The organism is Saccharolobus shibatae B12, assembly GCF_019175345.1.
Taxonomy (GTDB): Archaea; Thermoproteota; Thermoprotei_A; order Sulfolobales; family Sulfolobaceae; genus Saccharolobus; species Saccharolobus shibatae.
Window position 1 is genome coordinate 1,417,121 of record NZ_CP077717.1, and the last position, 12,272, is coordinate 1,429,392.

A 12,272-nucleotide genomic window follows, 5' to 3' on the forward strand; every position below is an offset into this window, starting at 1 on the left:
AAATAAGATAGCTTCTAAAGTAGTCATAAAATGTACCTTAAGGAATATTTAAAAGTAAGACCTTTATCATTTAGTGACACCTACAAAATTCTAAAATTTTTTATAAAAAATAAAAAAGAGATTAAAGAAGATGATAAAAATTTTATAAAAGTTAAATATAATGGATTAGTATGGAATTTGAGATACTCTATGTTTGATTTTGATTTAGGTATAGTCGTTGGAAGCCATGAGAAGGAAGTGCTTAAATGGGTTAATTTCAATGAAATAGAAACTTTCATAGACGCTGGGGCTTATATAGGTACATATACTCTTAGAGCTGCTCTAAACGGCAAAGTTTATGCCTTTGAACCCAATCCATATAGTTTCGAAATTCTAAAAAATAATATTAAAGCCAATAATTTAGAAGATAAGGTTATATTATATAATGGAGCTTTATCTGATAAAAATGGAGAGGTAAAATTATGTATCGGCAACGTAGGTTCCTCTTTAGTTTTTAATGAGTGTAAAAACTCTTTAACGGTAAAAAGTATTACACTAGACAGCTTAAACGTTAGTACTGTTGATATGATTAAAATTGATGTCGAAGGTTCAGAACTTAATGTTATTAATGGAGGATTAAAAACTCTTAATAACACCAGAAGCATTTTGGCTGAAACTAAAGATATAAATTTTAAAGAAATCGATAGAATCTTAAGAGATAAGGGTTTTGTAATGAGAAGAAGAACAAACACAAACGATTATACAATTTATACGTTATATGAGAAAAGGAATTAGATATAATCTTGATTTAAATATATTTAATAAATGATAAATGTTATTTTGTAATTAGAACTCTAAAAATTCTTAATTTAACTGATACTTTACTAATTAGGAAAATGCTTTTATATATGTTCTGTATTATTTTTTACTAATGCGAATAATGATAATAGGAGCGTCGGGGCAATTAGGGCTTGAATTATCTCGAACGCTTTCAAATTATGACTTAATTAAAACGTATACTTTACATGAATTATCGGAAGGTTTAAGATTGAATCTAATGGATTATTTATCTTTAGAAGACTTTATTACTAAGAAAAAACCGGAAGTTATAATAAATACTGCAGCATTTACAGATGTAGACAGATGTGAGGTAGAAAGAGAAAAAGCATTTAAAATAAATGCTGAAGCAGTGAGACATATAGTTAGAGCTTCTAGAGTAGTAGAGGCTTATCTAATTCAAATAAGTACTGATTATGTCTTTGATGGAAATAAAGGTCTTTATAAAGAAGATGATCTCCCAAATCCCATAAATTACTATGGTTTAACTAAGCTTCTAGGAGAAAAATATGCATTATCTTATGATGATACTGTTATTGTTAGAACTTCTGGAATTTTTAGGAATAAGGGCTTTCCGGTTTACGTTTATAAGAGTTTAAAAGAGGGAAAGGAAGTTTTAGCATTTAAGGGGTTCTACTCTCCTATTTCAGCTAAAAAGCTTGCAGAAGTTATCAATGAACTAATAATATATAAGAAAACTGGCGTTATAAATATTGCTGGAGAGAGGATTTCTCGTTATGATTTAGCTCAAAAGATAAAGGAGCTCTATAATTTATCTGGTAAGGTAATTGAGGTAGATAGTGTAGAGGGATGGATTGCTAAAAGACCCTTTGATTCATCTTTAGATATTTCAAAGGCTAAAAAACTTGTTTCGATAGATTTTTACTCTATTGATGAAAATTTAAAGCATGTAGTGATTTAAATGGAAGCCGTAATTCTTCATGGAGGGCAAGGAACAAGACTTAGGCCTTTAACACATACTGGGCCTAAACAATTGATAAAAGTTGCAGGTAGGCCAGTATCCCAATGGGTTCTAGAGCAAATAAGAGAGGCTGGAATCAAAGATATAATAATTATATTAGGAGACAATAATCCGATGAGAGTTATAGAATACTATGGAGATGGTACTCATTTAGATGTCAATATACATTATGTTTACCAAGGTAAGGCTAGGGGGTTAGCAGATGCCGTATATCACGTTAAAGATATGGTTTCTGATAAGTTTATAGTCTATCTAGGGGACAATATAGTGCCTTATAATTTAGCCAAATTTTCAACACTTGATGGTTCAGCCTCAATCCTATTAGCTAAGGTTAATAATCCTAATCGTTTTGGAGTTGCAGTTATAAAAGATGGTAAGGTTATTAAATTAGTTGAAAAGCCTAAAGAACCCATCTCTGATTTAGCCTTAGTTGGTGTTTATGCCTTCACTAGAGATATTTTTGATGTTATTGAAAATTTGAAACCGAGTTGGAGGGGTGAATTAGAAATAACAGATGCAATACAATCTCTCATAGATAAAGGTAAGGAGGTTAAATATGAAATAGTGGATGGCTGGTGGAAGGATACTGGTACTCCTAAGGATATTTTAGAAGCTAACTCATTCCTTTTAGACAGATATGCAATCAGAAAAATAGAAGGTGAAATTAAGGATTCTGCAGTTGATGGCAGAGTAATAGTAGAGAGAGGTGCAGTCATAGAAAACTCAACTATTAGAGGTCCTGCATATATTGGAAGTAGTAGTAAGATTAAAAATTCCTATATTGGTCCTTTTACCTCTATAGGTAACGAGTGTACAATAGATAATAGTGAGATAGAATATAGTGTAATTTTAGATAATGTCAAATTGAGAGGCGTTTCTTTAATGGATTCATTAATAGGTAATAATTCGACAGTAGAGAAAGGAGGAAAATGGCAGAAACTAATAATAGGTGAGAATTCTTCAGTTATGATTTAGAGCTTTTAGAAGTGGGTTATAATGAAAATAATGGTCTTAGGAGGAGCTGGTTTCATAGGCTCTGCCTTTGTTAGAGAATTAAATTTAAGGAAAATTAAGCCATTAGTCTTTGATCTCTTAACCTATGCTGGTCGATTAGAAAATTTAAGTGGTACAGACTACGATTTCGTTAAGGGAGATATCAGAGATAGTAAACTCCATGATGTTATAGCGAGTTTTAGACCAGAAATTGTAGTGAATTTTGCAGCTGAGACTCATGTTGATCGCTCAATTTATAAACCTCAAGATTTCGTTACAACCAATATTTTAGGTACAATTAATATTCTTGAAGCATTGAGATTATATAATTTTAAATATGTCCACATTTCAACGGATGAAGTTTATGGTGAAGAATGTGCTGATGAGAATTCTCCTCTAAATCCTTCCTCGCCTTATAGTGCTTCTAAGGCATCGGCAGACCTTCTTGTCAGATCTTACGTTAGAACTTATGATGTAGAAGCTATCATAGTTAGGCCATCAAATAATTACGGTCCAAGACAATTTCCAGAGAAATTTATCCCGAAGACAATAATTCGTACCCTATTAGGTCTTCACGTGCCAATCTATGGCGATGGAAAACAAGAAAGAGATTGGATTTACGTTGAGGACACTGCAAAAATTATTGCAGACATGCTATCTAAGGCTGAATGGAAAGGCGATGTTTATAATTTACCCGGAGGGCAAAGGGTAACCAATATAGAGGTTATTAAACTATTGGAAGAGATAGTGAATAGGAAAATTGAAGTTAGATTTGTTTCCGATAGACCTGGCCATGATAAAAGATATTGCATGATAAATACTAAACTTAGATATACTAGCACTACTTTAGCAGATGGGCTCAGAAAAGTGTATGAATGGTATGTCAATAATAGATGGTGGTGGGAGTCGTTGATTAGCAACAAATTCTTTAGAGAAGATGAACCATGGAAAGCTGTATAAATAAAACAATTATAAAGATGGTTCAAAAGGAGTGTAAAATTCACCTTTTAAGATGGATAGTCCCTTTGTATTTTTGATTCAATTAGAGTACATAGCACTTGAAAGCATTATCGCTTAGTACCCCTTAATAAAAACACTATAAATGTTGTCGAAAAGAAGGCTTAAAATAAAGACTATATGCAATTTAAATCTTATAAATACAGTTAATCTTACTATATCTTAATTTTGACCATTGAAATCTAATTCTCTCTTTAGGATCTGTAATTTACGTTTAATTTCTAGATACTCATTAGCTCTATTTAAATAATCATATCCTTTTGGAGTTAACTCGTATTTGTTATCAGTATTAAGAGATATAAATCCTTTACTCTTTAGAATTTCTATATATCTATAGAAAGATCTAGGATTTAAATTCGTAATAAACATTATTCTTGTCTTCTTAATGTCACCCTTCTTACATGCTTCTAATATACTAGCTATTACTTCGATACTACTTCTTTTTTTATACATAACATGTTTTAACTAGTTATTAACACTATTAAATGTTTTGTATAAAAGATATCAGTACGAACATTATGTCGACAATCGACTATAAATAGAGGACTTCTCCAAATAAAGCATCAGATCCTATTTGGGATGGTCTTCGTAAATTTCCATATAGCATTTTTTGGAAAATCGTTGAGTTCTATAATTCCTATGAACATTTACCTTAATATTTGCTCTTATTTTTAAAATGAATAATATGGATTAACAGTTCTAATATAAAAATATTATGATCTTAAACATAATTTCCTTAAAAACTATTTAACCCTAGAATTTTACGCAAAATGCTACTCGATGAGCAGTTGCGAGGAGGAGTGTACTCGATGAAGTTCTCAGTGTCGTGGCTGGGAGATAGGCTCCCTAACCTAGGCACTGAGAGGGAGAAGGGAGTGATAAGGCTGAGCAACTAGTAGCGATTAAAAATGATTACTAGTTACGATGGAAGCTGACTCTGTAGGAGTATCTATATTATATTTCAACGTATTCTCCAATAAACTTTAAGAAGAAATCTTCTCTTTTCATGAACACTTGAATATCTATTACAGCTATTTCTTCACCTACCTCATTAAGTATTTCCAGAACCCTTCTTATTTTCTCCTTATCCGTTAACTCCTCACTGTAAAATATTGCTACGTCTAAGTCGCTACTTCCAGTAACCTTGCCCTTAACTATAGAGCCGAATACTATTACTTTAACTACCTTTCCAAACTTCTCAGCAGTCAATTTCACTTTCTCCGCAATTCTTTTCCAATTGCTTTCAAAGGTATTTGATATAGTTCAGTCCCCACACCACTTACTACCCCATATTTTCTTCACTAAAGGCAATATACTGTTTTCTACTGTATCTGTTTTGTGGATTGTTTCAATCTTAATTAGAATCAAAGTGCGGTTATTGAGTTATAAGTTTGCTCTTTGTTTTTAAGATATGTGTAAATTTATTTTATAATGCTATTCTATAAGGAAAATTAATTTATACAAGGCAATTCAGTTATCCATTGGGGGTTGTAATTTATGGACAGTATAAATATAAGAGTTAGCACAGGTAAGCATTTATTCTCCTTATAAACCGTCTTCACTCAATTGAATTCATCATAGTTTTTAAAATATAACGAATTTACAATGTAAACTTGAATGATCTACCTCCTCCTACTCGTCCAATACTAGCAAATGTGCAATCAACTACCATCAGCAGTTATGCAATTTTGACGTAACTCAAAAGTTTTCATTCATCTCTTTACTCCATCTAAGCGCCCTCCAACGAACTTCAGTAATCCCCTCTGTACTGAGGTTTAGAGAACTCAAAAGCTCCCTAATCATGTTAACGAAAAGAAGGACGTAGTCGTAAAGCCTATCCCCCTTCTTGGGAACTTAGCCTATGATCTAGGATCTATTGAGTCCAGCAAATTTTCTTTATTATCATCGAAAAATTCTATAAGACACGCATATTTCCATTTAGACCTTACTTCATCCATATCCTCACACTTCTCCTCGGCGATTTTAATATAGAGAGGACCTATACAAGAGTATATTATCGCAAGCATCTAGTTAATTTGATGATCTTATAACTAAAAACTTTTCCTATCTATAGTATCATATATTAGATTTGCTTAGTTATTAATATGAATTTATAAACTCTTGTGCTTCCCTTCTCCAAGTTATTTAGTGACTTAAATAGTAATTTAAGGTTTATCTCACTTGCCTTATTAAAACGTTAGGATAGTCTATTACAATATTAGTAACGTTAAAAATGGTTTATTGTAGGATTCTAATTGCGGTACGGATATGCTAAGATCATTAATACAAGCATAAATTTCAAGAAGATATGGCTTAAAAAAGGATTGCATTAGATGAAAGTAATCAGAAACTATCGACAATAAGTTAATTAAGTAATCGCAAATAAAGATTTTTTGAACTAAAGTTTAAAATCTTACGTAAAAGCTCTGCAGAAGATTTCTTATTTGCTCTACATTGTTCTGATATTCTAGTCATAAACAATCTTTACTTCATCTCTACCAATACCATATTTTATTAAGAAAGTATTGAGGCTTTCTTCGTCTTTAAGATATATTTTAAGACCTTTATATTCCAGTATTATCATAGTCATAGAAAACGTTCTGAAAAGGACTCATGTAACTGAAACTAAACGTTAATCAATTCCTTTATTTTTTCACCAGTCTGGTAATCCTCAAAGAAGATATAGACTCCTCTTATACCTCTAGTTAACATAACGTAATATCTGTTCTTCAGTAGTTTTAATGCCCTATCTTTATCTCTTTTCGCTATTTTACTTAAGGAATTTGTTCCACCTACGTAATCTGTAATCGGATCTGGATTGACAGTCCAAGAATCCCTCCAAATCATATCCCTTCCCCATACAACTCCAACGTAATCTGCCTCAAAACCTTGTGCACCATATACTGAGGCACAGTAACTTAGAGGATCTAATTCCCCTCTCCAGTACTTAGGATATTCGACTTTCTCGTCCATAAGCCACTTAATCCTTACACTAACGTTCTTATAAAGGTCAAATCCAGATTGTAATGGGTAACCTATCCTTATGTTTTTTAGGTTCCATTCGGTTTTATTATTAGTGTCTCCCTCAGACTCTGTAAAACTACAAATCAACGCAATCTTCCTACCCTCTTCTCTCCTCTTTCTCAATTCGTTCAGCATAGAGATAAGATCATCAAATATCCTAAAATCATAATCCTTTATCTTAACTTTCTTACAGTCAAGTATACTTTTTACCGCATTTAGGTAATCATTTGGTACTCTTATAGACGAGGACAACTGATATTCCTCCACATTGGTTAAGTATCTCTTGAAGTTCTCCTCAGTTCCTTCTTCATTCCCTATTAACGTCTGAAAGTCATCGTAGAAATATACGTTAATTCTTCCTCTAGGGGAATTTTTTATTACATTACTAGTCATCCTCTGAGCCTCATCATAAATGACTAAGTCTATTTTCGTATCTCCGAATTTTTTCTTGAACCAGTCTGAGAACCCACTTTCTCCTACTCCAAAGCCATATCCCGTTGAGTAAAACATAATAAACTGGGATAAGGCTTGCGCTTTATATCTATCATTTGTTCTATTTAATGAAAGCCCACTTAAGGATAATTTTATAGAATTTAATAATCTTTGATTCTTGTACGACAAAATTGCAAAATAGCCCCTACTTAAGGCTTCAAGGAAGAGAGTAATTGCCAATAGGCTTTTCCCTGAACCACTACCACCTCTCACAAGGAAGTTCTTACTAGGTGCTCTATCTTCAAGGACATTCAAAACTTTACTTAAGATTAACCCTTGTTCCTCTGTTAGGCCGTAACCATAAGGTAGAATTGCCTTAGCTACGTTCTGTTGTAAAAAGTTCTTAGTTTGAGCAATAAACTTAACGAAATCTGTCGTTAATACAAATTTTCCATTTACTATTTTATCAACATCTTGTCTATTTCCTGGTGTGTAGTTTTTTAGTTTAACCTTCAAATCATTGGAGTTTCTTAATACTTCACATTCTGAGGAGGAATAATCTTTAGTATTATAAAGGAAGAGAGCCCCCTCAAATCTTATTCCAGAGGAGTGGAAAGTGTTCAACTTAGTTACGTAGTTATTCAATTGATAGCATGGATCCAACCGAAGCTCCCCATCGGACTCTACAGTGAGGTCATCTTTACGTCTTACTTGCTTCCACCCCTTAGCCTCAATTACTAAAGCTCTATTCTTATCTACAAATATAGCATCAACTCTTTCTGCAAATATCGGATATTCCATAATAATGGGATGAGGAGTATTAAGAGTCTTGAAAATCTCTAGGAGCTTTTTCCATGCGTTTTTCTGTTCAATTGAAGGATCTTCCTTAAACGTTTCTTTATATGAACCAACTAAGTCGTCAAAAGACTTTTGAGTGATTTCTTGTAGTATTACGGGCAGTGGCATTGATGTTTACCTCTTCGTTGTTTCATTTCTTGCTTAGTCTCTAAAATTATTTCATTAATCTGACTTCCTTTTAAAAATAGTTTTATACTTGTCTTGAAGATAGCTATTATATATTTCACGTTTTATCGTTACTTCCTTCTCTTTGCAAGTATAAAGGCTTTACTTATTAGTAGGTCAGACTTCGAGTGTGAAATGATTCCTCTCAAAAGTACTAATAAAATTGTTTAGCAGATACATGGCGGTTTAAGAAAAACTAAGTTTCCATAAGCTAAAAGGATACGATTTTACTAGTTTCTTAAACTTAATTTTAGGCTTAGAAAGAAATTAAATCAAGTTTAAAGCAGTGTTGTAAGTTAGCTTTCGTTATCGATATTACCTCAAATTACGGCAAAGGTTTTAAGGTGGCATAAAGATGTAAAATATGTATCCTTCTATAAAAACAACGCTATGCTCTCTATTTAATCCCTTGCGGATTACCTATGGAGGCAAAATTTTTCCGATATTTCATTCTATTTCTGGAGGAGAAATAGTAGCATTCAAACATCTGATATTTCAGATTCCTTTACCTTCTCCAGTGAATCACACTTATAAAAATAAGGGGTTCAAAGGGGACGGAAAACCTCACCTTTTGAGGTGGAGATGGATAGTCCCCTTTGTAGTTAAGTTTTTTAACGCGAAATGTTAACTTTTTTCAATGTCCATCGTAACGTTTCGTTTTCGTGCCTTAACAGACGAGCAAACCTTGAGGGCGTTAAAAGCCCGGTTGAAGTTAGCATGTGAGATATACAACACGTTACGATGGGCAGACATCTACTTCTACCAAAGAGATGGAAAAGGTCTAACACAAACAGAGTTAAGACAATTAGCCCTGGACTTGAGAAAGCAAGACAAGGAGTACAAACAACTATATTCACAAGTGGTACAACAAATAGCCGACCGCTTTTATGAAGCAAGACAGAGGTTCTTCCAAGAATTAGCACGTTTTCCTAAGGAAAAGAAAATCCACAAGTGGTATTCTCTTGTCTATCCTCAAAGTGGTTGGAAAATACTCTCCGCAAGAGAAATAAGGACTGGAAGTAGAAAGAATAAAAAGAAACTGCTTGTGCTAAGTTTGTCCCACTTAGGCATCTTCAAGGTCATTATTCACAGGGACTTTCCCTTGGACAAGGTGAAGAGGGTTGTAGTTAAGCTAACGAAGTCTGAAAGAGTATACATATCATTTGTAGTAGAAGACTATGTGTTCCAGCAAGTCCCGGAAACAAGCAAGGTAGTGGCAATAGATGTTGGTGTAGAGAAGCTCCTAACAACTTCAGATGGTGAGTATTTACCCAACTTCAAGTTTTACGAGAAGGCACTCCGTAAGATTAAGCATTTGCACAAGGAATTGTCTAGGAAGAAGTTCCTTTCCAAGAATTGGTTTAAAGCCAAGGTTAAGTTAGCTAAGGCATATGAACATCTTGCTAATTTGAGGAAGGATATGTACATGAAGATAGGGAAGTACCTATCGATGAATTACGATGTTGTGGTAATGGAGGATATTAATGTTAAACAACTGGTTGGTAAGTCTCTCAGAAAGCTTAGGATGAGGTTACATGACGTATCGTTTGGTGAGCTGAGGGATATAATCAAATATCAGATAGGGAAGTATGGAAAGAAATTTTTGTTAGTTAATCCGTCAAACACGTCAAGGACGTGTGCTAAGTGCGGATATGTGAAGGAAGATCTGACTTTAGCTGACCGTGTCTTTACTTGTCCTAAGTGCGGTTGGATAGCTGACCGTGACTATAATGCTTCTCTAAATATCTTACGTAGGTCGGGGTGGGAGCCACCCTTAGTGCCTGTGGAGCTTCACCCTCTACCAGTACTGATGTACTGGCAAGGTGGAGTTGTGAAGCAGGAAGCTTCCTCCTTCAGGAGGGAGTAGCTCACATGGTGATTTTGCTGATACTAGCCCATCATTCTATAATTTTCTTTAAGGAAATATATAAGCAGAATCTAGATATGGAAAATCTTCTAGCTGATTGTAATCCTAAGGGAACTGAGGATAAACTAAGGGGTAGGTATAATAGCAAACATTCCAAAACCTTATTAAATTATTTCTTCTCAAGTCTCGTGAAAGATATACGTCAACTCATTGTTCATCAATATTTTCACTTATCCCTCCATAGGTTTTTATTTTATATATAAATCATGATAGTAAAAAAGATAAAGGGCGTTGTTGTCTCTTTCCCTTCAGAGAAGATAATGAAAGAGATACTAGATGAGCTGAATATAGAAGAAGAAAATAAGAAAGAAGGGCAGGAGATAAAGTAAAAGGTCTTTATCTATTCGTATTTTTTCTAAATCTCTTATTGATATTATACTGGTTCACCTGTTGCATCTTTTTCTTTCCATTCTTTTATTAATTTATTAAAATTATTTAAATTATCTTGGTTTAGCGTTCCTAAGGTAGATTTTAAGATTTCTATAAAATCCTCTATCCTTCTATTATTAAGGGAAGAGTAAATATCTAAAGCCGTCTTTAAACTAGCTGGAGATATGTTGAATTTTATCAGCCTATCTTTTTCTACACTATTGAACTTCTCCCTAAGGTATTTCACAAGATCCCTAACTTTAGCTTTTTCTACTTCACTAAGAGAGTATCTGGAAAGGAATTTGTCCAAATCTTCGGTATTTTCCGGATAGTCAAAATAGATTGCTACAAACCTTCTTGCTAACGCGTCACCGACGTAAAACAGATTTCTAGCATCTACTAGATTCATTGTCCCAATGACTCTGATCTTCTTTAAGGGTTCGTTTTCTTTGCCTTGTTTTCTTAAATTCTCGTAAATTTCTATAAATTCCCTAGCAGTCTCATCTATATTATTCTTATAGCTCTTGATCTCTTCTATCAGCGCATTGGGAATAGACCATTCTTCGGGGGATGAGCTGGAAAATATTGTTATCAACTCTCCAAACGCCTTGTCAATATCCGCTCTATTTATCTCGTCAATTATAACATAGTAATTACCCTCTTTTACCCTTGCAGCGTTTACATAAGCGTGAATAAAAAGACCACTCTTCCATATTACAGAGCCTTCCTTTATACTTTCACCGCCTATTAAATTTCTCCTAAACCATAACGAGTTAGCCGTTGTAATTTCATAACAATCACTACTTCCAGCTAGAGATCTAACTACTCTCAAAGCCAAAGCTGTTTTTCCAGTACCAGGTGGGCCCACAAGAAGTACGTTAGTCTTACTTAATGCTTTTAATATTACATCTAACGAGTTTTGAGGAATATATAAGTCGTCTACAGCTATTGGAGAATTTTTGTTGCAGACTATTCCCTGTGGGGAAAAAGGTAACTGTTTGTCTTTAAATAGGTTAAGGTAGAAATCCAACGTAGGTTTTATCTCATCTTTCTTTGACAATATGAAATCTTTGAGATTATTAGCTAGTTCGTCATACTTGGGATCTTCTCTTTCCTTATAACAAATGTTACCTTGTTGAAATCCCTTTAGCTCATATTCTTCTCCTACCCATTTACTAGTATCAGAACCTTCTCTTATACTTTTATGAACCCAGAATATTTTTATTCTGAACCTTAGCAACCAAAGTCTATTAATCTCTCTCCATCCTTTAAAGTTCCTCAACGCGTCAACGTTAACGTCAGTCACAACTCCGAATCCAATTACGCCAGAGTCTATCATCCTTAGAATTGATACCAATATTTTATCACTATTGGGACTATATCCCGTTTCAGTATTCTTAAAATAAACCGTTTGATACCTACTTAAAATACCAGAAATTGAAGTCTTTTCAGCAGTACCCCATATTGTATATCCTATTTCTCCTTGAAAAGAATATTTTATAGACTCTATCCAATGATCTTTGGGACCTATAAATGTGCAGGGAACAAATTTCCCGTTTTCAACGTAATTAAGGAAAGTTTTTACTGCAGTATCTGAGAAGTCTAATAAATCTTTAAATTTGTCTCTGGCCACTAGCCAATCTCCATACATAAAAAAGACTAAACATAACCTAATTATAAATTTACAAC

Annotated in this window: 11 protein-coding genes; 6 read left to right on the plus strand and 5 right to left on the minus strand. The window is 33.6% G+C overall.

The window, feature by feature from the left end:
- Window positions 1–30 precede the first annotated feature (30 nt).
- The 4 genes from J5U23_RS07770 to J5U23_RS07785 all read left to right on the plus strand — a co-directional run bounded on the left by J5U23_RS07770 (window position 31) and on the right by J5U23_RS07785 (window position 3,751).
- Window positions 31–774, plus strand: a complete 744-nt coding sequence (locus J5U23_RS07770; RefSeq protein WP_218267451.1) for an FkbM family methyltransferase — start codon at window positions 31–33, stop codon at window positions 772–774.
- A gap of 136 nt (window positions 775–910) precedes the next feature.
- Window positions 911–1,738 carry an SDR family oxidoreductase gene (locus J5U23_RS07775; protein WP_218267452.1) on the plus strand — a complete coding sequence of 276 codons (828 nt, stop codon included), beginning with the start codon at window positions 911–913 and terminating at the stop codon, window positions 1,736–1,738.
- Complete coding sequence (locus J5U23_RS07780; protein WP_218267453.1) at window positions 1,739–2,773, plus strand: glucose-1-phosphate thymidylyltransferase; 1,035 nt, start codon at window positions 1,739–1,741, stop codon at window positions 2,771–2,773.
- Window positions 2,774–2,794: 21 nt separating this feature from the next.
- Window positions 2,795–3,751: a dTDP-glucose 4,6-dehydratase gene (locus J5U23_RS07785; protein ID WP_218267454.1), complete on the plus strand. Its 957-nt coding sequence runs from the start codon at window positions 2,795–2,797 to the stop codon at window positions 3,749–3,751.
- A 219-nt stretch (window positions 3,752–3,970) separates the two neighbouring features.
- Here the strand turns inward: J5U23_RS07785 and J5U23_RS07790 are convergent, their stop codons facing one another.
- From J5U23_RS07790 to J5U23_RS07805, 4 genes are all read right to left on the minus strand, one after another.
- A complete protein-coding gene (locus tag J5U23_RS07790; RefSeq protein WP_218267455.1) occupies window positions 3,971–4,261 on the minus strand; it encodes a winged helix-turn-helix domain-containing protein in 291 nt (96 codons plus the stop codon).
- 501 nt (window positions 4,262–4,762) lie between these two features.
- Window positions 4,763–5,023, minus strand: a complete 261-nt coding sequence (locus J5U23_RS07795; RefSeq protein WP_244988848.1) for a nucleotidyltransferase domain-containing protein — start codon at window positions 5,021–5,023, stop codon at window positions 4,763–4,765.
- 644 nt (window positions 5,024–5,667) lie between these two features.
- Complete coding sequence (locus J5U23_RS07800; RefSeq protein ID WP_218267456.1) at window positions 5,668–5,835, minus strand: hypothetical protein; 168 nt, start codon at window positions 5,833–5,835, stop codon at window positions 5,668–5,670.
- 598 nt (window positions 5,836–6,433) lie between these two features.
- Window positions 6,434–8,230, minus strand: a complete 1,797-nt coding sequence (locus J5U23_RS07805; protein ID WP_218267457.1) for a DUF2075 domain-containing protein — start codon at window positions 8,228–8,230, stop codon at window positions 6,434–6,436.
- A gap of 694 nt (window positions 8,231–8,924) precedes the next feature.
- Between J5U23_RS07805 and J5U23_RS07810 the strand changes: the two genes are divergently transcribed.
- Both J5U23_RS07810 and J5U23_RS15995 read left to right on the plus strand, forming a co-directional pair.
- Entirely contained in the window at window positions 8,925–10,154 is a 1,230-nt protein-coding gene (locus J5U23_RS07810) for an RNA-guided endonuclease InsQ/TnpB family protein (protein WP_218267458.1), read from the plus strand.
- A gap of 266 nt (window positions 10,155–10,420) precedes the next feature.
- Complete coding sequence (locus tag J5U23_RS15995) at window positions 10,421–10,543, plus strand: hypothetical protein (protein WP_280638409.1); 123 nt, start codon at window positions 10,421–10,423, stop codon at window positions 10,541–10,543.
- Window positions 10,544–10,587: 44 nt separating this feature from the next.
- Here the strand turns inward: J5U23_RS15995 and J5U23_RS07815 are convergent, their stop codons facing one another.
- Window positions 10,588–12,234, minus strand: a complete 1,647-nt coding sequence (locus tag J5U23_RS07815; RefSeq protein WP_218267459.1) for an McrB family protein — start codon at window positions 12,232–12,234, stop codon at window positions 10,588–10,590.
- Between the last annotated feature and the right edge of the window lie 38 nt (window positions 12,235–12,272).